Annotated in this window: 17 protein-coding genes; 8 read left to right on the top strand and 9 right to left on the bottom strand. The window is 72.2% G+C overall.

From position 1 onward, the window contains the following. Window positions 1–25: 25 nt before the first annotated feature. The 5 genes from R2737_13390 to R2737_13370 all read right to left on the bottom strand — a co-directional run bounded on the left by R2737_13390 (window position 26) and on the right by R2737_13370 (window position 6,271). Complete coding sequence (locus R2737_13390) at window positions 26–1,012, bottom strand: hypothetical protein (GenBank protein ID MEZ5117254.1); 987 nt, start codon at window positions 1,010–1,012, stop codon at window positions 26–28. Window positions 1,013–1,155: 143 nt separating this feature from the next. Beyond that, window positions 1,156–2,316, bottom strand: a complete 1,161-nt coding sequence (gene galK, locus R2737_13385) for a galactokinase (protein ID MEZ5117253.1) — start codon at window positions 2,314–2,316, stop codon at window positions 1,156–1,158. Next, a complete protein-coding gene (gene galT / locus R2737_13380; GenBank protein MEZ5117252.1) occupies window positions 2,309–3,433 on the bottom strand; it encodes a galactose-1-phosphate uridylyltransferase in 1,125 nt (374 codons plus the stop codon). The genes galK and galT overlap by 8 nt, the downstream gene beginning before the upstream one ends. Next, window positions 3,430–4,230: a DeoR/GlpR family DNA-binding transcription regulator gene (locus R2737_13375; GenBank protein ID MEZ5117251.1), complete on the bottom strand. Its 801-nt coding sequence runs from the start codon at window positions 4,228–4,230 to the stop codon at window positions 3,430–3,432. The genes galT and R2737_13375 overlap by 4 nt, the downstream gene beginning before the upstream one ends. A 1-nt stretch (window position 4,231) precedes the next feature. Next, the gene (locus tag R2737_13370; protein MEZ5117250.1) at window positions 4,232–6,271 is read right to left on the bottom strand and encodes a beta-galactosidase; all 2,040 of its coding nucleotides are present in this window, start codon (window positions 6,269–6,271) and stop codon (window positions 4,232–4,234) included. 225 nt (window positions 6,272–6,496) lie between these two features. On the opposite strand from R2737_13370, the gene R2737_13365 reads away from it, so the two are divergent. From R2737_13365 to R2737_13350, 4 genes are read left to right on the top strand one after another with little or no spacing between them, the layout of a single operon-like run. Continuing rightward, complete coding sequence (locus tag R2737_13365; protein MEZ5117249.1) at window positions 6,497–7,873, top strand: ABC transporter substrate-binding protein; 1,377 nt, start codon at window positions 6,497–6,499, stop codon at window positions 7,871–7,873. A gap of 40 nt (window positions 7,874–7,913) precedes the next feature. Continuing rightward, complete coding sequence (locus tag R2737_13360; GenBank protein ID MEZ5117248.1) at window positions 7,914–8,873, top strand: sugar ABC transporter permease; 960 nt, start codon at window positions 7,914–7,916, stop codon at window positions 8,871–8,873. Next, the gene (locus R2737_13355; GenBank protein ID MEZ5117247.1) at window positions 8,870–9,811 is read left to right on the top strand and encodes a carbohydrate ABC transporter permease; all 942 of its coding nucleotides are present in this window, start codon (window positions 8,870–8,872) and stop codon (window positions 9,809–9,811) included. The genes R2737_13360 and R2737_13355 overlap by 4 nt, the downstream gene beginning before the upstream one ends. Window positions 9,812–9,813: 2 nt before the next feature. Next, the gene (locus tag R2737_13350) at window positions 9,814–11,964 is read left to right on the top strand and encodes an alpha-galactosidase (GenBank protein ID MEZ5117246.1); all 2,151 of its coding nucleotides are present in this window, start codon (window positions 9,814–9,816) and stop codon (window positions 11,962–11,964) included. A 165-nt stretch (window positions 11,965–12,129) separates the two neighbouring features. Here R2737_13350 and R2737_13345 read toward each other — a convergent pair whose 3' ends face one another. Next, window positions 12,130–12,918 carry a crotonase/enoyl-CoA hydratase family protein gene (locus tag R2737_13345; GenBank protein ID MEZ5117245.1) on the bottom strand — a complete coding sequence of 263 codons (789 nt, stop codon included), beginning with the start codon at window positions 12,916–12,918 and terminating at the stop codon, window positions 12,130–12,132. Between the two features lie 272 nt (window positions 12,919–13,190). Here R2737_13345 and R2737_13340 point away from each other — a divergent pair, with 272 nt between their 5' ends. The 4 genes from R2737_13340 (at window position 13,191) to R2737_13325 (ending at window position 16,776) form a co-directional block, all read left to right on the top strand. Beyond that, window positions 13,191–13,685, top strand: a complete 495-nt coding sequence (locus R2737_13340) for a hypothetical protein (GenBank protein ID MEZ5117244.1) — start codon at window positions 13,191–13,193, stop codon at window positions 13,683–13,685. A gap of 132 nt (window positions 13,686–13,817) precedes the next feature. Next, entirely contained in the window at window positions 13,818–15,191 is a 1,374-nt protein-coding gene (locus tag R2737_13335) for a hemolysin family protein (GenBank protein MEZ5117243.1), read from the top strand. A 5-nt stretch (window positions 15,192–15,196) separates the two neighbouring features. Then, window positions 15,197–16,222: a tryptophan--tRNA ligase gene (gene trpS, locus R2737_13330; protein MEZ5117242.1), complete on the top strand. Its 1,026-nt coding sequence runs from the start codon at window positions 15,197–15,199 to the stop codon at window positions 16,220–16,222. Then, complete coding sequence (locus R2737_13325; protein ID MEZ5117241.1) at window positions 16,219–16,776, top strand: 2'-5' RNA ligase family protein; 558 nt, start codon at window positions 16,219–16,221, stop codon at window positions 16,774–16,776. The genes trpS and R2737_13325 overlap by 4 nt, the downstream gene beginning before the upstream one ends. Here the strand turns inward: R2737_13325 and R2737_13320 are convergent. The 3 genes from R2737_13320 to sdhA all read right to left on the bottom strand — a co-directional run bounded on the left by R2737_13320 (window position 16,746) and on the right by sdhA (window position 20,580). Continuing rightward, a complete protein-coding gene (locus tag R2737_13320; GenBank protein ID MEZ5117240.1) occupies window positions 16,746–17,981 on the bottom strand; it encodes a hypothetical protein in 1,236 nt (411 codons plus the stop codon). The two genes, R2737_13325 and R2737_13320, sit on opposite strands and share 31 nt — an antisense overlap. A 143-nt stretch (window positions 17,982–18,124) precedes the next feature. Then, window positions 18,125–18,838 (bottom strand): succinate dehydrogenase iron-sulfur subunit, encoded by a 714-nt coding sequence (locus tag R2737_13315; GenBank protein MEZ5117239.1) that lies wholly within the window; start codon window positions 18,836–18,838, stop codon window positions 18,125–18,127. Beyond that, complete coding sequence (gene sdhA / locus R2737_13310) at window positions 18,838–20,580, bottom strand: succinate dehydrogenase flavoprotein subunit (GenBank protein ID MEZ5117238.1); 1,743 nt, start codon at window positions 20,578–20,580, stop codon at window positions 18,838–18,840. Before sdhA ends, R2737_13315 begins: the two co-directional genes overlap by 1 nt.

Raw genomic sequence — 20,580 nt, 5'->3', positions numbered from 1 at the left:
TTCTGCCTGCAAGCAACGCCTGGACTCATTCCGTCGCAGGGTGGTGGCGGGCCTGGATGAGCAGGTCGTACGTCTCCGCCCAGAAGCGCACGGCTTGCGGAACCGGGTCCGTCCCGGCATCCAGGTCGGACAGGCGCAGCACCCGGCCGGGGAAGGCCGAGGCGTTCCACACGTCGGCCCCGCGTTCGAGGCCTGCGGCGTCCGGGTCCCAGACGCTGACGTACAGATACGGCTCGCCGATCGCCGCGTCGCCGGGCGACGCCCCGTACGACCCCCGCACTGCTGTGTCGCCCAGCTCGACGGCGACGTCGAAGTGGCCCGGCCACAGCTGCGGCCGGGTCGCGTCCGGGTGCCGGGCGCGCAGCAGCTCCAACGCGGCGGTCGCCATGCCGTACCAGGCGCCCAGGAAGCCGGTCACCGACGGGTCGACGCGCAGCGGCTCGTCGACGTCGCCGGCCGCAGGCCCGTCCGACTCCCGGGTCAGCTCGTCGACCTCGCCGCCGAGCGCCTCGGCCACCTCGCGGAGCGTCGTGATCGCGATGCTGCGGGCCGCTTCGCCCCGCTGGTCGACGACGACGTCGGCGGCCACCCGCACCTGTCGGTCCCCGCCGAAGAACGGGGTGCCGAAGCCGTCGAGGGTGAATCGCAGCCCGAACTTGCCGTTCGCGGCGTGCCGCACCGGCGCCATGACGTACGCACCCAACCGGTGCAGGGCCTCGCGCCCCGCGGCGTAGCCGGTCGGGACCGCCGGGAGCCGCCGGTCGCCGCCCAGCCAGCGCCGGCTCACCCAGTCCCGGTGCTCCGGGTGCTGCGCCAGCCAGTCGTCCCAGGACAGGTCACCGGGGTGCCCGGCCGGGACGATGGTGGGCCGCCCGTCCGCTCGCGTGAGGTCCATCGGGTCATCGGCGAAGTACGGCGGCTCGGTGACGGTGGGTGGTGACGGCTCGAGCACGAACGGCTCGTACTCCGCCCCCACGAGTGCGGCGGCCTCGGCGCGGGGATCCCGGTGCATGGGGCATCCTCGCGCCCCCCGCCGCCCGCTCGTCGGAGTTCTCCAGCGACGGAATGAGTCCCCACGTCGCTTTCCGGCCGATTTCGGGGACGTAAGCAACGCCCGGACTCATTCCGTCGAGGAGGTCCGGGGTGGGCGGCGGGTCAGCGGGTGAGGGGGAGCGGGGCGGAGCCGGGGGAGGGAAGGACGGGAAACACGCGCGGGGGGGCGAACCCGCGCTCGGCGTACGCGGCGACCGCCGCCTCCGCGACCGCGTCCGCCGACGCCGCGTCGACCAGGGCGATCGCGGAGCCGCCGAACCCGCCCCCGGTCATCCGTGCGCCGAGGGCGCCGGCGGACAGCGCCGCGTCCACCGCCACGTCCAGCTCCGGGCAGCTGACCTCGTAGTCGTCGCGCAGCGACGCGTGCGACGCGGTCATCAGCGGGCCGATGCCCCGGACGTCCCCGGCGTCGAGCAGGGCCACCGTGGCCAGCACCCGGGCGTCCTCGGTGACCACGTGCCGAACCCGCCGTCGCAGCACCTCGTCGTCGAGCCGCTCCAACGCCGCCGGCAGCCCTTCCTCGGACAGGTCGCGCAGCGCCGCCAGGTCCAGCAGCGCCGCGGCCCGCTCGCACTGGGCCCGACGCGCGGCGTACTCCCCGTCCACCAGCCGGTGCGGAGCGCGGGTGTCCACCACCAGCAGCACCAGCCCGTGCTCGGCCAGCGGCAGCGGCACCTGGCGGGCATCCAGCGTCCGGGTGTCGAGGAACAGTGCGTGGTCCGCGGTGCAGTGCGTGGACGCGAACTGGTCCATCACCCCGCAGGGCATCCCGACGAAGTCGTTCTCCGCGTGCTGCGCGGCCAGCGCCACCTCCGCCGACGGCAACGAGTCACCGCCCAGCGCGAGCAGCGCCCCCGCGGTCGCGCACTCCAGCGCCGCCGAGGACGACAGCCCGGCGCCCTGCGGCACGTCGCCGTCCACCAGCAGGTCCGCGCCCGGCACCGAGACGCCCCGCTCGCCCAGCGCCCATGCGGTGCCGGCCACGTATGCGGCCCAACCGCCGACGTCCCCGGGCCGCAGGGCCTCCACGTCCGCCACGACCTCCGTCGTCCCGTCCGGCTCCTGCAGGGATGCGACGCGCAGCGCCCGGTCGTCCCGCCGTGCCGCCAGCACGCGTACCTCGAACGGCACGGCGAGCGGAAGCACGAACCCGTCGTTGTAGTCGGTGTGCTCGCCGATCAGGTTGACCCGCCCCGGGGCCCGCCAGGCCACCTCGGGGTCGTGCCCGAACGCGGCCCGGAAGGACGCGGCCAGGTCAGCCATCGGCCCCGGCGCCGTCGGATCCGGCGCCGTCGGACAGCGACCGCAGCCGAGCGGCGACGTCCTCCGGCGAGCGGTCGTTGATGAACACGTCCATGGCCGACTCGGATCCGGCGAGGAACTTCAGCTTGTCGGGTGCGCGCCGGACGGAGAACAGCTCCAGGTGCAGGGCCGCCTCGTCACGACCGTCGGCGTGGCGCGGCGCCTGGTGCCAGCCGGCCACGTACGGCAGCGGCCGGTCGTAGAACCGGTCGCAGCGGCGGAGCACGTCCAGGTAGAGCGAGGCGACGGCGGCGCGCTCCTCGTCGGTCAGCGCGCCCAGGTCCGGAACCCGGCGGCGGGGGTAGAGGTGCACCTCCACCGGCCAGCGGGCGGCGAACGGCACGAACGCCACCGCGTGCTCGTTCTGCGCGACCAGCCGCGTCCCCGCGGCGAGCTCCGCGGCCACCAGGTCCTCGGACAGGTTGCGCCCGGTCCGTGCCCGGTACGTCCGCGCCGACTCCAGGTGCCGCCGGGTCCGCGGGGTGGCGAACGGGTACGCGTAGATCTGCCCGTGCGGGTGCGACAGCGTCACGCCGATCTCGTCGCCGCGGTTCTCGAACACGAAGACCTGCTCGACGCCGGGGCGGTCGTACAGGTCGCGGGTCCGGTCGGTCCAGGCGTCGAAGACCAACCGCGCCTGCTCCTGGGTCAACGACCGGAAGGACGCGTCGTGGTCGGAGGTGAAGCACACGACCTCGCACCGGCCGACCGCCGGCTCGCACCGGAACAGATCGGACTCCTCGGGGCACTCCGCCTGGTACTCACCCGGCAGTCCGCCGAACGACGGGAACCGGTTCTCGAACACCACGACCTGGTAGTCCGTGTCGGGGATCTCGGTCAGCCGGTCCGGGCCGCTCGGGCAGAGCGGGCAGTCCACCAGCGACGGCTGGAACGTTCGGTCCTGCCGGTGCGCCGCGACCGACACCCACTCGTCCATCAGCGCGTCGTAGCGCTGCTGCGGGCCCTCGACCGGCGCCGCGAGGCCGCGCTGGTCGACGGCGACACGAGGCGGTGTCCCGTCGGCGTCGAAGTAGAGCAGCTCGCGCCCGTCGCTGAGCCGGGTGCTCGTCCGTCTCATGTCACGCTCCTGACGGCGGGTGGGTCGAGTGGTGCGAGCACCACCGACTCGACGTGCGACTCCAGCGTCCGTACGGCGGCCGGGGACAGGCCCGCGTCGGTCACGAGCACGTCGGCCTCGTCGAGCGGCACGATCGTCGACAGTCCGACGACCCCCCACTTGGTGTGGTCCGCGGTGATGACGAGCCGTCGTCCCGCGGCGGCCAGGGCCCGGTTGGTCTCGCACTCCATCAGGTTCGGCGTGGTGAACCCGGCCGCCTCGTCCATCCCGTGCACGCCCAGGAAGACGAGGTCCAGGTGCAGCGTGCGCAGGGCCTGGACCGCGACCGGTCCGACCAGCGCGTCCGACGGCGTCCGGATGCCGCCGGTCAGCACCACGGTCTGGTCGGGGCCGTCGGCGGCCAGCACCACGTCGGCGATCAGCATCGAGTTGGTCACGACGGTCAGTCCGGGCACGTCCCCGAGGCGGTGCGCCAGGGTCCAGGTGGTTGTCCCCGCCGACAGGCCGATGGCCATGCCGGGTCGGACCAGGGTGGCGGCGGTGACCGCGATGGCCTCCTTCTCTCGCTGCTCGCGCACCCGCTTGGCCTCGAACCCGGGCTCGTCGACGCTGCGGTCCTGCGGCGCGGTGGCGCCGCCGTGCACCTTCTCGACCAGGCCCCGCTCGGCCAGGACCGCGATGTCCCGGCGCACCGTCATGTCGGACACGCCCAGCTCGGCGACCAGGTCGCTGACGCGGACCGCGCCGTGTCGCTGGACCTGGTCCAGGATCACCGCCTGCCGCTGCGACGCCAGCATCTCAGCCGCCGGTCGTCACTGACTCGGGTGCGACTGGTCCAGGCACGACGGACTCCCGTACGACGGCGACGCCGCCGGCCGGCAGGCTCACCCCGGCACCCACGTCCTGACCGGTGACCAGGTCGGTGCCGCGCACCTCCACCGCGACCTCGTCGTCGGTGTGGTTGAGCAGGAACAGCCACGAACGCTCGTGGTCGCTGCGGCGCACCGCCTCCACGCCTGCCGGTACGTCGACCGGCGGCGTCACCCCGGCCTCGATGAGCATCCGCTCCAGCCACCGGGCGGTCGTCGCGTCGTCGGTGCGGGTGGCGGCGTACCAACCGACTCCGGCGCCGTGGCCGTGGCGGGTGAGCGCGGGAACCCCCGGGAGCGGGCCGTCGACGTACGTCACCACCGCCTCGGCTCCGCGCAGGCCGAGGTCCTCGGTCCACACGTCCGCCGTGCCGCCGTCGCTGAGCCGCACCCGCTCGCCGGCCAGCAGGGGTCCGAACTCCTCCACCCGGATGCCGAGCATGTCCCGGAACGCACCGGGGTAGCCGCCGAGCCGGACCTGGTCCCGCTCGTCCACGATGCCGGAGAAGTACGTGACCAGCACGTGGCCGCCGGCCTCGACGTACCGGCCCAGGGCCTCGGCGGCCTCGTCGGTGACCAGGTAGAGCGTGGGTACGACGACGAGTCGGTATGCGGACAGGTCCGCACCGGCAGGAACGACGTCGACCGGGACGGAGCGGTCCCACAACGCGCGGTACCAGGCCAGCGCCCGGTCGGGGTAGGTGACGTCCTGGCTGGGGTGGCTGTCCAGCTCGACGCCCCACCAGGCCTGCCAGTCCCACACCAGCGCGACGTCGGCCGGCACCCGGCTGCCCCGGACCTCACCCAGGCGCTGCAGCGTCCGGCCGAGCTCCACGACCTCGCGCCACACCCGGGTGTCCGCGCCGGCGTGCGGGACCAGCCCGGAGTGGTACTTCTCCGCGCCACCGCGCGAGGCGCGCCACTGGAAGAACATCACCGCGTCGCCGCCGCGGGCCACGTGCGCCAACGAGGACCGCAGCAGCTCGCCCGGGCGCCGGGCCCGGTTGCGCGGCTGCCAGTTCACCGCCGACGTGGACGTCTCCATCAGCATCCACGGGTCGCCGCCCGCCAGCCCGCGGGTCACGTCGTCGGAGAACGACTGCTCGACGTGCGCGTCGGCCGCGGCGAACTCGGGGTAGAAGTCCGTGCTCACGACGTCCACCTCGGCCGCCCAGCGCCAGTAGTCCAGCTGGTTGAAGCGCGTCATCACCATGAAGTTGGTGGTGACCGGGATGCCGGGGGAGCGCTCGTGCAGCAGGTCCCGCTCGGCGACGAAGGACTCCAGCAGCAGGTCGTCGGAGAAGCGCCGGTAGTCCAGCTGCTGGGTCGGGTTGGCGAACGTGCCGTTCGGTGTGATCCGCGGCGGCAGCACGTCCTCGAGGTCGGAGTAGCGCTGGCTCCAGAACGCCGTCGCCCAGGCCTCGTTGAGTGCATCGACGTCGCCGTACCGCTCGGCGAGCCACGCGCGGAACCGACCCGCGCACCGGTCGCAGTAGCAGGCGGCCGTATGGCAGCCGTACTCGTTGCCGACGTGCCACAGCCGCAGTGCGGGGTGGCCGCCGAACCGGTCGGCCAGCCGCTCCACCAGCGCCAGCCCGCGGCCGCGCCAGCCGGGGGAGGAGGGGCAGTACGCCTGGCGGGCGCCCGGCCACCGGGTGCGGCCCTCGCGGTCGACGGGCAGCGAGTCCGGCTCGACCCGGGCCAGCCAGGGCGGCGGGGATGCGGTCGCGGTGGCCAGGTCCACGGCGACGCCGGCCTCGTGCAGGCCGTCGAGGACGTCGCCGAGCCAGTCCAGGTCGTAGCGCCCGGGCTCGGGCTCCAGCTGGGCCCAGCCGAAGACCGCGACGGTGGCGAGGGTGAACCCGGCCTCCCGCATCAGCCGGCGGTCCTCGTCCCAGACCGCGCGCGGCCACTGCTCGGGGTTGTAGTCCGCGCCCAGGATGAGGCCCGGCAGGGCCGGCCATGCCATGGACCGCAGGATTCTCCTTCGGACCGGGCAAGTCAACAGAAACCAACACAGAGTCGCCGGCGCCGCGGGGGCCTGATCGGGCAGCGGCCGGCTCCCCCGAGGGTTTGGTAACGGAATGGCAACGGGGACAGGATTGTTCCGGAGGGCCCGTGACTTCCGGCGGGCGCGGTCCTACTGTGCGGTCATGTTCGGGTTTGAGCGAACCCGATGAGATGGGAGAGCACCATGGCGGATCGTCCTGAGTCGGTGCTGGGGGCCCTCGGCGGCACCTCCACCAGCCGGCGCACCATGCTGAAGTCGGCCCTCGGGGTCGCCGGGCTGGCCACGGCCGGCCCCCTCCTGGCCGCATGCGGGGGAGACAGCGGTTCCGGCTCGAGCAGCAGCGCGGCGGCCAGCGGCGGGGAGTCGTCCTCGGCCGCGGCGTCGGGCACCGTGACCTTCGGGTCGAACGCCTCCGACGAGGTGCCCCGCACCGCGTACGAGGAGGTCTTCAAGAAGTTCACCGCCGCCTCCGGGATCGACGTGGCGGTCAACACCGTCGACCACAACACCTTCCAGGAGCAGATCAACAGCTACCTGCAGGGCTCGCCGGACCAGGACTTCACCTGGTTCGCCGGCTACCGGATGCGCTTCTTCGCCGAGCAGGGCCTCGCGCAGGAGATCAACAGCGTCTGGGAGAACATCGGCGGCGACTTCAACGAGTCGTTCAAGCAGGCCTCAACCGGCAACGACGGCAACCAGTACTTCGTGCCCTTCTACTACTACCCGTGGGCGCTGTTCTACCGGAAGAGCGTCTTCAAGGAGCTCGGCATCGACCCGGAGTCGATCACGACCCTGGACGAGCTGAACAAGGCCGCCGCGACGATGAAGGACAAGGGCCTCACCCCCCTCGCCTTCGCCGACAAGGACGGCTGGCCGGCGATGGGCACGTTCGACTACCTCAACGTGCGCACCAACGGGTACGACTTCCACGTCGCCCTCATGGCCGGCCAGGAGTCGTGGACCGATCCCAAGGTGAAGGAAGTCTTCACCACCTGGAAGGACTCGCTGCTGCCGATCAGCCAGACCGGTGCCCTCGGCCGGACCTGGCAGGAGGCCGCGCAGTCGCTGCTGCAGAAGAAGGCCGGCATGTACCTGCTGGGCATGTTCGTCGGCCAGCAGTTCCCGGAGGGTCCCGACCGCGACGACCTGGACTTCTTCGCGTTCCCCGAGATCAACCCGGACTACGGCCGCGACACGGTCGAGGCGCCCATCGACGGCTTCATGATGAGCAACGCGCAGTCCAACGTGGACGGCGGAAAGGCGCTGCTGGAGTACCTCGGTGGTGCCGAGGCGATCGAGACGTACCTCGCCTCCGACCCGAACAACGTCGCGGCCAACAACACCGCGGACACGTCGGGCTACAACGAGCTGCAGAAGAAGGCGGCCACGCTCGTCGGCGAGGCGGCGCACATCACGCAGTTCCTGGACCGGGACACCCGGCCCGACTTCGCGTCGACGGTCATGATCCCGTCGCTGCAGTCGTTCATCGACAACCCGAACGACATCGACGGCCTGCTGGAGTCCATCGAGCAGCAGAAGCAGGCCATCTTCGGTAGCTGAACCGACCCGAGTCGGCCCCGGAAGGACGAGGATCTGGCGCATGGCGACCACCACGCCGAAGGCCCCGCTCCCGGCGGACGAGGAGATCATCCCGCCCAGCCGTAAGCGCGCCTACTCCTTCCGGGGCACCGACCGGCTCGTCCTGATCGCGCTGGTCGGCATCCCGACCGTCATCCACGTGTTCCTCGTGTGGGTGCCGACCGTGCTGTCGATCCTGCTGTCCTTCACCAGCTGGAACGGTGTCGGCGGCCTGTCGACGATCAAGTTCGTCGGCTTCCAGAACTACACGCAGATCGCCACGATCTACCCGCCGTTCTGGAACGCCGTGCGCAACAACGTGCTGTTCCTGGTGGTGTTCCTCTTCATCGCCACGCCGCTGGGCATGCTGCTGGCGTACCTGCTGGACAAGCACCTGCGGTTCAGCCGCTTCTACCAGTCGGCCTTCTTCCTGCCGGTGGTGCTGTCGCTGGCCGTCGTCGGCCTGATGTGGCAGCTGATCTACGCACCGGAGCAGGGCCTGATCAACAACCTGCTCGGGCGGACCGAACCGGACAACTTCATCGACTGGCTCGGCAACCCCAGCATCAATATCTGGGCCGTGCTGGTCGCGGCATCCTGGCGACATGTCGGCTACATCATGATGATCTACCTGGCCGGTCTGAAGGGCGTGGACCCCACTCTGCGCGAGGCCGCCGCCCTCGACGGTGCCAGCGAGTGGCAGACGTTCCGCAAGGTGATCTTCCCGTCGATGCGCCCGGTCAACATCGTGGTCATCGTCATCACGATCATCGAGGCGCTGCGGTCGTTCGACCTGGTGTTCATCATCAACCGCGGCCGTAACGGGCTTGAGCTGCTGTCGGTCCTGGTCTACGACAACATCCTCGGGGAGGCCAGCCGGGTGGGCTACGGCTCGGCCCTCGGCGTCATCCTGCTGCTCCTCGCGCTCCCGCCGATCCTGGTCTACCTGACCAGCGCCTTCCGGAAGGACGCCCAGGAATGAGCACGCTCGCGTCCATCCGCAGCCGCGGTCGCGGCGGCGTCGCGAAGGACGGCACCGTCGACGGAATCCCGGTGGCACGCAAGGACATCGGCCGCCGCCCGATCATCGCGTACACGTTCCTCACCCTGATGGCGCTGCTCTGGCTGGTGCCGGTGCTGTGGACGTTCTACGCCAGCCTGCGCAGCTACCAGGACACAGCGGTCAACGGGTACTTCTCGATCGCGCGCAGCCTCACGCTGGACAACTACTTCAACGCGTACTCGCAGAGCGACTTCAGCAAGTACCTGCTGAACTCGGCGATCATCACGATCCCCGCGGTCATCATGACGCTGTTCCTCGCGTCGATGGTCGCGTTCGTCGTGTCGCGCTACTCCTTCAAGCTCAACGTCACGCTGCTGCTCATCTTCACCGCGGGCAACCTGCTTCCGCCGCAGATCATCCTGGTGCCGCTGTACCGGCTGTACCTGGTCCTGCCGCTGCCGGAGTTCCTCAACACCAAGGGGATCTGGTACGACTCCTACTGGGGCGTGGTGATGATCCACATCGCGTTCCAGATGGGCTTCGCGACGTTCGTGCTGAGCAACTTCATGAAGGCGCTGCCCAAGGACATCTCGGAGGCGGCCACGATCGACGGCGCGTCGGTGTGGCAGCAGTACTGGCGCGTGATCCTGCCGCTGTGCCGCACCCCGCTGGCCGCACTGGCGGTGCTGCTCACCACCTGGATCTACAACGACTTCCTCTGGGCCCTGGTGCTCATGAGCACCGGCGACAAGCGGCCCATCACCGCGGCGCTGAACAACCTCAAGGGGCAGTTCTTCACCGACTACAACCTGCTGGCCGCCGGGTCGATGCTCGCCGCCATCCCGACGATGCTGATCTTCTTCATCCTGCAGCGCCAGTTCGTCGCGGGACTCACCCTCGGCGCGACCAAGGGCTAGCCGTGGCCGACGTGCACGCTGTGCTCCAGCTGCGGGCCGCGGGGACGTCGCTGATGCTGGACGCGTCGGGTCCCGGGCTGCCGTCCGTCATGCACTGGGGTCCCGACCTCGGCGACCTGTCCGACGACGACGCCGCCGCGGCGGTCCTCGCGCTGACCCCCGCGGTCCCACCGAGCGCGTTCGACGAGCCGGTCCGGGTGGGCCTGCTGCCGGAGGGGTCGCTGGGGTGGCTGAGCCGGCCGGGGCTGTCCGGGTCGCGGGACCGACGGGACTTCTCTGCGCGGTTCGAGCCGGTATCGATCAGTCCCGTCGCCGATGCATCCGGCGGCCGGACCGGGGTCACGGTCACCGCCCGTGACGTCTCTGCCGGACTGGCGCTGGTCAGCGAGCTGGTGCTGGAGCCGTCGGGTGTCCTGCGGCTCCGGCACGTGCTCACCAACGCGGGTGACGACGACTACGAGGTCCACCACCTCGACGTGTCGCTGCCGCTGCCGGACCGGGTGGTCGAGGTGCTCGACCTGGCCGGGCGGTGGTCGAAGGAGCGCCAGCCGCAGCGGATGCCGCTGCCCGTCGGCACCTGGGTGCGGGACAGCCGCCAGGGCCGACCCGGCCACGACTTCGCGGTGGCGGTGGTCGCACTGACCGCCGGCACCGGGTTCCGCAGCGGCGAGGCGTGGTCGGTGTCACCGGCCTGGAGCGGCGACCACCGCACGGCGGTGGAGCGCCGGCCCGACGGCCGGGTCACCGTCCGCAGCGGCGAACTGCTGGCGCCCGGCGAGGTGGTCCTCGGACCCGGGGAGTCGTACGCCACGCCGTGGGTCGTCTGCGCCTACTCCGCCGACGGCCTCGACGGCGCCGCGTCGGCGTACCACGCCTGGCTGCGCGCGCGGCCGACCCACCCGACCCGGCGACGGCCCCGGCCGGTGACGCTGAACACCTGGGAGGCCGTCTACTTCGACCACGACCTGGACCGGCTGAAGGCGCTGGCGGACGTGGCCGCGGAGGTCGGGGTCGAGCGGTTCGTGCTCGACGACGGGTGGTTCACCGGGCGGACCGACGACCACCGCGCGCTGGGGGACTGGGTCGTCGACCCGGTCCGCTGGCCGGACGGCCTGCACCCGCTGGTCGACCACGTCCGCGGGCTCGGGATGGAGTTCGGGCTGTGGGTCGAGCCGGAGATGGTCAACGTCGACTCCGACCTGGCCCGCGCCCACCCGGACTGGGTGCTGCACGTCGGGGACCGGCTGCCGCCGGAGTGGCGGCACCAGCAGGTGCTTGACCTCAGCAGTCCTGCTGCGTACGAACACATTCGGGACGCACTGGACTCACTGCTCGACACGTACGCCATCGCGTACCTGAAATGGGACCACAACCGGGTCCTGGTCGACGCGGCGCACGACGGCCGGCCGGCGGTGCACACGCAGACCCTCGCCGTCTACCGGCTGCTGGACGAGCTGCGCGAGCGGCACCCCGACCTGGAGATCGAGAGCTGCGCGTCCGGCGGGGCGCGCATCGACCTGGGCATCCTGGAGCGCACCGACCGGGTCTGGGCCAGTGATACCAACGACGCCCTGGAGCGCCAGCTGATCCAGCGCTGGACCGGGCAGGTGCTGCCGCCCGAGCTGGTGGGGTCGCACATCGGCCCGCCGCTGTCTCACACCACGGGGCGGGTGCTCGACCTGGGGTTCCGCGCGGCGACGGCGCTGTTCGCGCACGCCGGCATCGAGTGGGACATCACCACGGCGAGCGACCTCGAGCGGCAGCTGCTGCGCGGGTTCATTCGGCTCTACAAGGAACACCGGGACCTGCTGCACGCCGGGACCGTCGTGCGCGCCGACCACCCCGACCCCGCGGCGTACGTGCACGGCGTCGTCGCGGCCGACCGGTCCGAGGCGCTGTTCGCGTACGTGCAGCTGCAGACCTCGGACCCGTCCCTGCCGGCGGTCGTGCGGCTGCCGGGGCTGGACCCCGACCGCCGCTACCGGGTCACGACGCCGATGCCGGCCGGTGCCCCGTGGCTGCTGCAGACCCGGGCCGCGCCGTGGCTGGCCGACGGGGTGACGCTGCCGGGGTCGGTGCTGGCGGCGGCCGGCCTGGCGATGCCGCCGCTGTTCCCGGGCCACGCCCTCCTCCTCCACCTGCGCCCCGCCTGACCCACCCCCGAACGCGTCCCGCCTCGCCCCGCCCCCGCACCCCCCCCATTCCGCGGCCGAATGAGTCTGGGCGTCGTTTGGGCGGCCGATTCCGGGCCGAAAGCAACGCCCGGACTCATTCGGTCGAGGTGGGTGGGTCGAGCGCCGAGGTGGGGCGGGTCGCGGTCAGGGGAGGCGGGAGCCGTGCCGGCCGGCACCCGCGGCGAACCGCCGGGCCCCCTCCGCGGTCCCGCCGCCGGCCAGCACCTGCCGGCCCCGGCGCAGCTCGTTCGCGGTCGCGGCCTCGAGGTCGAGGTCCCACTGCTCGATCGCGGACATCCGGTCCGACCGCAGGCACTGCTGGGGCAGCGCCGCGAGCTCCTGCGCGAGCGCCAGCGCCCGATCCAGCGCGGTCCCCGACGGCACCACCCGGGACACCAGTCCCATCGCCAGCGCCTCGTCGGCGTCGACCGCGCGGCCGGTGAGGATCAGGTCCATCGCGCGGCCGTGACCGATCAGCCGGGGCAGTCGTACGGTGCCCAGGTCGATGAGCGGGACGCCGAGGCGTCGGCAGAACACGCCCAGGACCGCGTTCTGCGCGGCCACCCGCAGGTCGCACCACAGCGCCAGCTCCAGGCCCCCGGCGACGGCGTACCCCTCGATCGCCGCGATGGCGGGCTTGCCCAGCGCGAGCCGGGTCGGACCCATGGGGCCGTCGCCGTCCTCCTCGACCCGGTTCGGGTCGCCCGCGGCCACAGCGGCCAGGTCTGCGCCGGCGCAGAAGGTCCCGCCGGCCCCGGTCAGCACCGCGACGGAGACGGAGTCGTCGGCGTCGAAGGCCCGGAACGCGTCGGCCAGGGCCTGCGCCGTGGCCCGGTCGACCGCGTTGCGCCGCTCCGGCCGGTCCAGCGTGACCACGCGCACCGGCCCGACGTCCTCGACCCGCACCGCGTCACCCGTGCGCTCCGCACCCATCCCGTCAGGCTAGGTCCGCCGCCGCCCGCCGCCCCCTTCCTCCGACGGAATGAGTCCAGGCGTTGCTGAGCAGCCCGAATTCGGGCCGCAAACAACGCCTGGACTCATTCGGTCGCGGAGGAAGGACCGAGGAGAGCGCGGAGGACGGAGCGCAGGCGTGCGCGGAGGACGGAGCGGAAGACGGGGGCGGTCGTGTCGTGCCGCCGAAGGGGGCGGCCCGCGCGTGAGGATGGACGCACCGGACCCCGCCCGCGCAGATCCGAGGAGCCCCCATGCAGTCGCCGTCCCGCACCGCCCTGACCGCGGCAGCCGTCGGGGCGCTCGCGCTCGGCCTGCTCGGCCCGATCGGTCCCGCGACCGCGCTGCCCAACGCCGCCACGCCCGCCGTGGCACCCGTCGCCGTCGCCCCGGCCGCGCCCGCCGCTGCTCCGGCCCTGGCGCCGACGGCCGGTGCGACCCGCGGGTTCACCCTGTACGCCCGACCCCGCGCCGCGCGCGTCGACCAGCCCATCGCGATCCGCGGCCGCGCCCCCGTCGGGACCCCCACGGGGACCGAGGTCTGCCTGTACCGCGTCGAGCGGACCGTCGCCGGCGCCCGGCTGCTGAAGAAGCTGCCCATCTGCACGGTCACGTCGTCCACCCGGCGGTACGCGATGACGGCGATCCTCGGCCTGGTCGGGCAGCGCGCCTACGCCGCCGGCATCCGCCGGGAGGAATCCCCCCGGTTCCTGCGGAGCCCGTACGTCCGCATCACCGTCACGGTGTGACGGGCACCTCCCCGGCCGCCGCCGCGGCGGCGGGGGAGCCACGCCGTCCCTATGCTGGCGTGTCATGGCCGACCCCGACCATCCCGCTGACCCGCGCGCCCGCGCGCCCCGACCCGATCGACCGGGTGCGCGGTGAACGAGACCCTCGTCAACGTCCTGGTCGTCCTGTTCTTCGTGCTCGTGGGCGGCTTCTTCGCCGCGGCCGAGATCGCGCTGGTGTCGCTGCGGGAGTCGCAGGTCCAGCGGCTGTCGGAGGCGGGGCGCCGCGGTCACCGGCTGGCCCGACTGGTCCGCGACCCCAACCGGTTCCTCGCTGCGGTGCAGGTCGGCGTGACCCTCGCCGGCTTCGTGTCCGCGGGCTTCGGGGCCAGCCAGATCGCGCCGTCGCTGGCCCCCGCGCTGGAGTCGCTGGGCCTGTCGGAGGCCTGGGCGGGCACGCTGGCGTTCGTCGGGGTCACCGTGGCCATCGCGTACGTCTCCCTGGTGCTCGGCGAGCTGGTGCCGAAGCGGCTGGCGCTGCAGCGCTCGGAGAGCGTCGCGCTCGCCGTGGCCGCGCCGGTGGACTGGCTGGCCCGCCTGTCCCGGCCGTTCATCTGGCTGCTGTCGGCGTCCACCAACCTGCTGGTTCGGCTGCTCGGCGGTGACCCGTCGGCGGCGAAGGAGACCATCTCCGGCGAGGAGCTGCGCGGCATCGTGGCGGCGCACGAGGAGCTCACTCCCGAGGAGCGGGAGCTCATCGACGACGTGTTCGAGGCCGGCGACCGGATGCTGCGCGAGGTGATGGTGCCCCGCACCGAGGTGGAGTTCCTCGACGCGACCCTGCCGGTGTTCAAGGCGGTGCGGATCGTCGCGGACCAGCCGCACTCGCGCTACCCGGTCATCCGTGACTCCGCCGACGACGTGGTGGGGTTCGTGCACGTGCGCGACATCCTCGACCCCGATGTCGCCACCCGGGGGATCCGCGTCGGCGAGCTGGCCCGCGACGTCGCGATGTTCCCGGGCAGCAAGCGGGTCATCCCGGCGCTGACCGAGATGCGCCGCACCGGCCAGCACCTCGCCATCGTGGTCGACGAGTACGGCGGCACCGCCGGCATCGCGACCCTGGAGGACCTGGTCGAGGAGCTCGTCGGCGACATCCGGGACGAGTACGACGAGGAGGAGGCCGACGTCCGGTTCTCCCTCGCAGGGGAGGCGGACGTCGACGGCCTGCTCAACCTCGACGAGTTCGCCGAGGAGACCGGGCTGACGCTGCCGGAGGGGCCGTACGAGACCGTCGCCGGCTTCCTGGTCGCGGAGCTCGGCCGGCTGCCGCAGGTCGGTGACAGCGCGGAGGTCGACGGGCACCAGCTGGTGGTGCTGCAGCTCGACGGGCGACGGGCGGAGCGGATCCGCGTCATCGCCCCCGTGCCACCGCCGGAGTCCGGCGACGAGTCCGGAGGGGGCGGAGAGGCCGCCGAGGGCGGCGAAGGCGCCGGGGCCGGCGCCGCCGGCCGCCTGCCAGAATGACCCGCATGTCCGACCCGTCCGGCCCGACGGCCCTGCCCCGCGTCCTGTCCGGGATCCAGCCGACCCACGACTCGTTCCACGTCGGCAACTACCTCGGCGCGCTGCGGCACTGGGTCGACCTGCAGGACAGCTACGACGCCTACTACTGCGTCGTGGACCTGCACGCGATCACCGTCGCGCAGGATCCGGCCCAGCTGCGGCGGCGCACGCTGCTGTCCTACGCGCAGCTGCTGGCCTGCGGCCTGGACCCGGAGCGCTCCACCGTCTTCGTGCAGAGCCACGTGCCCGAGCACGCCCAGCTGGGCTGGGTGCTGCAGTGCCTGACCGGGTTCGGCGAGGCCGGCCGGATGACGCAGTTCAAGGACAAGTCCCAGCGCGAGGGCAGCGAGCGGGCCACGGTCGGCCTGTTCACCTACCCGATCCTGCAGGCCGCGGACATCCTCATCTACCAGGCCGCGGCCGTGCCGGTCGGCGAGGACCAGCGGCAGCACCTGGAGCTCACCCGCGACCTCGCCCAGCGGTTCAACTCCCGCTACGGCGACACGTTCACGGTGCCCGAGCCGCTCATCGTGAAGGACACCGCCAAGATCCTGGACCTGCAGGACCCCACCGCGAAGATGAGCAAGTCCATCCCCGCCGGCTGTGTCTTCCTGATGGACGAGCCCAGCGTCACGGCGAAGAAGATCCGCAGCGCGGTGACCGACTCCGGTCGCGAGGTGCGCTACGACCCCGAGGGCAAGCCGGGGGTGTCCAACCTTCTGTCGATGCAGTCGGCGTTCACCGGTCGCCCGGTCGCCGAGCTGGAGACCGACTACGAGGGCCGCGGCTACGGCGACCTCAAGCGGGACACCGCCGACGCCGTACTGGGTTTCGTGGAGCCCTTCCGCAAGCGCGTCCTCGAGCTGGTCGACGACCCGGCCGAGCTGGAGCGGCTGATGGAGGCCGGGGCGCTGCGGGCCCAGGGCGTCGCTGCGCCCACCCTGCGGTCGGCGTACGAGCGGGTCGGATTCGTGCCGGGTCCCTACGCGTGATCGAGGGCGGAACCCCTCCGGCGCTGGGGCGGCGGACCCTCGGGGTCGCGGTCCCCGTCGTCGAGCCTTACGCCGCCGAACTGGAGGCCTGGCGGGAGCGCTTCGGGGACCCGCTGGCGCACGCCGTCCCCGCGCACGTGACGCTGGTGCCCCCGACGGAGGTCGACGAGACGGTCCTGGACCAGGTCGAGCAGCACCTGGCGGAGGTCGCCGCGCAGGCCGAGCCGTTCGACCTCCACCTGCGTGGCACGGGCACCTTCCGGCCGGTGTCCCCGGTCGTGTTCGTGGCTGTCGTCGACGGCATCTCCGGCTGCGAGGCGCTGGAGCGAGCGGCCCGCACCGGGCCGCTCGGGGTGGACGTGCGCTTCCCCTACCACCCGCACGTGACCGTGGCCCACCACGTGAGCGAGCCGGTGCTGGACGAGGCGTACGCGGCGCTGGCCGGCTACGACGTGCGCTTCACCGTGCAGCGGTTCGCGCTCTACGAGCACGGCGCCGACGGGATCTGGCGGCGCCGACGGGACTACCCGATCGGCGGGAACGTCCCGGCCTGACGCCGCTCCTGGTCGCGGTCGCGGGACCGGGCAGTCGCGCGCACCCGCAGGGCGGCGACCGCCGCCAGCACGGCCAGGCCCAGGACGAGCGCCCACAGCCACCCGGGGACACCGCCGGTCACCGACGTGCCCACGCTCCCGGGACCGGCTGCGACGGCCACGTCGCCCCCGCCCGCCGCAGGTGCCACCGTGCCCTGGCTCGGGTCCGACGGCGGTGCGTCGGGGTCGACCGGGTCGACCAGCACACCGACGGGAGTCACCTTGTCGGCGTTGGCGAACCCCCAGTCCAGCAGCTTCGCGGCCGCGTCCTCGGTCGGCTCGGTGATCTGCATGAGCGTGACGATGAGCGTGCGCCCGTCGCGGGTGGCGGCACCCACGTAGGTGCGTCCGGCATTGGTCGTGTAGCCGGTCTTGACCCCGATGGCGCCGTCGAAGCCGTGCAGCAGCAGCCGGTTCTGCGTGTAGATCTTGTACGTGGGGCGCTTCTTGCCCGGCTTCTTCGGCATCCGGCCCGGGAAGTCCGCCTCGATCGTGCTGGCGTAGGCGGCGAAGTCCTCGCGCTGCAGTCCGGCCCGCGAGATCAGCGCCAGGTCGTACGCCGACGACACCTGGTCCGGCTCGTCCAGACCCGACGGGTTGACCGCGTAGGTGTCGTAGGCCTGCAGCAGCCGGGCCTGCTCGTTCATCTGCCGCAGCGACTTCTTCCAGCCGCCGTTGGCGTTGGCCAGGGCCGAGGCGGCGTCGTTCCCGCTCTGCAGGAACAGCCCGTTCCACAGGTCGTGCACCGTGTACGTCGCGTCGGGAACGATGCCGACGTGACTGCCCTCGACGGAGGCGTCCTGGTAGGTCGCGGTGTAGACCTGCTCGGGGTCCAGGCGGGGGAGCAGGGTCAGGGCCGTCAGGGTCTTCAGCGTGCTGGCGGGAGGCCGCTGCACGTGGGCACCCTTCGCCGCGAGCACCTCGCCGGTGTCCGCGTTGGCCAGCACCCAGGTCGTCGCGTAGACCTTGGGCATCTTCTGCGCGTCTGGGCCCGGCCGGACCACCCGCTGGTCGGTGCCGAGCAGCGGCCCGCCCACCGGGTCCGCGGACCGCGCCGACGTCGGAGCCGCAGCGGAACCCGCCGCGGCGGGCGTGACCAGCGCGACCGGGAGGCCCGCGGCGAGGACGAGGGCGAGGGTCGCTGCCGCGGTGCGGGGGAGTCGCATGATGGGACGAGGGTAACCCGGCCGCCGGTGTGCTCGTGACGCGCCACACCCGGGCGGTCACGCCCTGCGACCGGCTGCCACCGGGTGCGGGGCGGGCGACGTCCAGATGCCGCCCCGCCGGCCAGGTCAGCCGTACCGAAGGATCAGAACCGGCGGAAGATCAGCGCCCGCTTGACGTCCTGGATCGCCTTGGTGACCTCGATGCCGCGCGGGCAGGCGTCGGTGCAGTTGAACGTGGTCCGGCAGCGCCACACGCCCTCGGAGTCGTTGAGGATCTCCAGCCGTTGCTCGGAGCCGGCGTCACGGCTGTCGAAGATGAACCGGTGCGCGTTGACGATCGCGGCCGGGCCGAAGTACTGCCCGTCGGTCCAGAACACCGGGCAGGACGTCGTGCACGCGGCGCACAGGATGCACTTGGTGGTGTCGTCGAAGCGGGCGCGGTCCTCCGCGGACTGCAGCCGCTCGCGGGTCGGCTCGTGGCCGTCGGTGATGAGGAACGGCTTCACCGCGCGGAACGCGTCGAAGAACGGCTCCATGTCGACGATGAGGTCCTTCTCCAGAGGCAGGCCCTTGATCGCCTCCACCAGGATCGGCTTGGACGTGTCGAGGTCCTTGACCAGGGTCTTGCAGGCCAGCCGGTTGCGGCCGTTGATGCGCATCGCGTCGGATCCGCAGATGCCGTGGGCGCACGAGCGGCGGTAGGTCAGGGTGCCGTCCTGCTCCCACTTGATCTTGTTCAGCCCGTCGAGGATGCGGTCCGTCGGATACGAGGGGACGACGAAGTCCTCCCAGTGCGGCTCCGCGTCCGTCTCCGGGTTGAACCGGCGGATCCGGTACGTGACGTCGATGGTCTCCATCAGTACTTGCGCTCCATCGGCTGGTAGCGGGTCACGGTCACCGGCTTGTAGTCCAGCTGCACCACGGTGTCGCCCTGGGGGTCGACCTTGCGGTAGGCCATTGTGTGGCGCATGAAGTTGACGTCGTCGCGGGCCTGGTAGTCCTCGCGCGCGTGCCCGCCACGGGACTCCTTGCGCTCCAACGCCCCCACGACGAGGACCTCGGCGAGGTCGAGCAGGAACCCGAGCTCGACGGCCTCGAGCAGGTCGGTGTTGTAGCGGCGGCCCTTGTCCTGGATCGCGACGTTGCGGAAGCGGCGCTTGAGCTCCTGCACGTCGGCCAGCGCCTGCTTCAGCGTGGCCTCGGTGCGGTAGACCTGCGCGTTCATGTCCATCGTTTCCTGCAGCTCCCGCCGCAGGGCGCCCACGCGCTCCCCCCCGGTGGAGGAGCGCAGCCCCTCGACCAGGGCGATGGTGGCGCCGGCGGGGTCCTCCGGCAGGTCGACGAAGTCGGCGGTGGCGGCGTACTCCGAACCCGCGATGCCGGCCCGGCGCCCGAACACGTTGATGTCGAGCAGCGAGTTCGTGCCCAGCCGGTTGGCCCCGTGCACCGAGACGCAGGCGCACTCGCCGGCGGCGTACAGGCCGGGGACGACGTCGGTGTTGTTGCCCAGCACCTCGGTCTCGATGTTGGTCGGGATGCCGCCCATCGCGTAATGCGCGGTGGGGAACACCGGGACCAACTCGGTGACCGGGTCGACGCCGAGGTAGGTGCGGGCGAACTCGGTGATGTCCGGCAGCTTCGCCTCGATCTGCTCCTTCGGCAGGTGGGTCAGGTCGAGGTAGACGTAGTCCTTGTGGGGGCCGGCGCCGCGGCCCTCGCGCACCTCCTGGACCATCGCGCGCGCCACCATGTCGCGCGGCGCGAGGTCCTTGATGGTGGGGGCGTAGCGCTCCATGAACCGCTCGCCGGACTCGTTGCGCAGGATGCCGCCCTCGCCGCGGGCGCCCTCGGTGAGGAGCACGCCCAGTCCGGCCAGGCCGGTCGGGTGGAACTGGTAGAACTCCATGTCCTCCAGCGGAAGGCCACGGCGGTAGACGATGGCCATCCCGTCGCCGGTGAGCGTGTGCGCGTTGGACGTGGTCTTGAAGACCTTGCCGAAGCCGCCGGTGGCGAAGATGACCGACTTGGCCTGGAACACGTGGATCTCGCCGGTCGCCAGCTCGTACGCGACGACGCCGGCGGTGCGCCCCTCGTTCAGCAGCAGGTCGAGGACGTAGAACTCGTTGTAGAACTCGATGCCGTACTTGATGCAGTTCTGGTACAGCGTCTGCAGGATCATGTGGCCGGTGCGGTCGGCCGCGTAGCACGCCCGGCGCACGGCCGCCTCGCCGTGGTTGCGGGTGTGGCCGCCGAAGCGGCGCTGGTCGATGCGGCCCTCGGGCGTCCGGTTGAACGGCAGCCCCATCTTCTCCAGGTCGAGGACCGCGTCGATTGCCTCCTTGCACATGATCTCGGCGGCGTCCTGGTCGACCAGGTAGTCACCGCCCTTGATCGTGTCGAAGGTGTGCCACTCCCAGTTGTCCTCCTCGACGTTGGCCAGGGCCGCGCACATGCCGCCCTGGGCCGCGCCGGTGTGGGACCGGGTCGGGTAGAGCTTGGTGAGGACCGCGGTACGGGCCCGCTGGCCGGACTCCAGCGCCGCGCGCATGCCCGCGCCGCCGGCGCCGACGATGACGACGTCGTACTTGTGGATCTGCAT

Source organism: Candidatus Nanopelagicales bacterium (assembly GCA_041393815.1).
GTDB lineage: Bacteria > Actinomycetota > Actinomycetes > S36-B12 > JAWKJK01 > JAWKJK01.
The sequence above is the reverse complement of the archived record's forward strand: the minus strand, read 5'-3'. Positions and strand labels throughout refer to the sequence as shown.

What these genes read in the sequence shown, in the direction of transcription:
- R2737_13370 (MEZ5117250.1), bottom strand. Translation starts at nt 6,271, where the DNA reads ATGGCATGGCCGGCCCTGCCGGGCCTCATCCTGGGCGCGGACTACAAC.
- sdhA (MEZ5117238.1), bottom strand. Translation starts at nt 20,580, where the DNA reads ATGCAGATCCACAAGTACGACGTCGTCATCGTCGGCGCCGGCGGCGCG.
- galT (MEZ5117252.1), bottom strand. Translation starts at nt 3,433, where the DNA reads ATGAGACGGACGAGCACCCGGCTCAGCGACGGGCGCGAGCTGCTCTAC.
- R2737_13315 (MEZ5117239.1), bottom strand. Translation starts at nt 18,838, where the DNA reads ATGGAGACCATCGACGTCACGTACCGGATCCGCCGGTTCAACCCGGAG.
- R2737_13365 (MEZ5117249.1), top strand. Translation starts at nt 6,497, where the DNA reads ATGGCGGATCGTCCTGAGTCGGTGCTGGGGGCCCTCGGCGGCACCTCC.
- R2737_13375 (MEZ5117251.1), bottom strand. Translation starts at nt 4,230, where the DNA reads ATGCTGGCGTCGCAGCGGCAGGCGGTGATCCTGGACCAGGTCCAGCGA.
- R2737_13340 (MEZ5117244.1), top strand. Translation starts at nt 13,191, where the DNA reads ATGCAGTCGCCGTCCCGCACCGCCCTGACCGCGGCAGCCGTCGGGGCG.
- R2737_13390 (MEZ5117254.1), bottom strand. Translation starts at nt 1,012, where the DNA reads ATGCACCGGGATCCCCGCGCCGAGGCCGCCGCACTCGTGGGGGCGGAG.
- R2737_13320 (MEZ5117240.1), bottom strand. Translation starts at nt 17,981, where the DNA reads ATGCGACTCCCCCGCACCGCGGCAGCGACCCTCGCCCTCGTCCTCGCC.
- galK (MEZ5117253.1), bottom strand. Translation starts at nt 2,316, where the DNA reads ATGGCTGACCTGGCCGCGTCCTTCCGGGCCGCGTTCGGGCACGACCCC.
- trpS (MEZ5117242.1), top strand. Translation starts at nt 15,197, where the DNA reads ATGTCCGACCCGTCCGGCCCGACGGCCCTGCCCCGCGTCCTGTCCGGG.
- R2737_13360 (MEZ5117248.1), top strand. Translation starts at nt 7,914, where the DNA reads ATGGCGACCACCACGCCGAAGGCCCCGCTCCCGGCGGACGAGGAGATC.
- R2737_13345 (MEZ5117245.1), bottom strand. Translation starts at nt 12,918, where the DNA reads ATGGGTGCGGAGCGCACGGGTGACGCGGTGCGGGTCGAGGACGTCGGG.
- R2737_13355 (MEZ5117247.1), top strand. Translation starts at nt 8,870, where the DNA reads ATGAGCACGCTCGCGTCCATCCGCAGCCGCGGTCGCGGCGGCGTCGCG.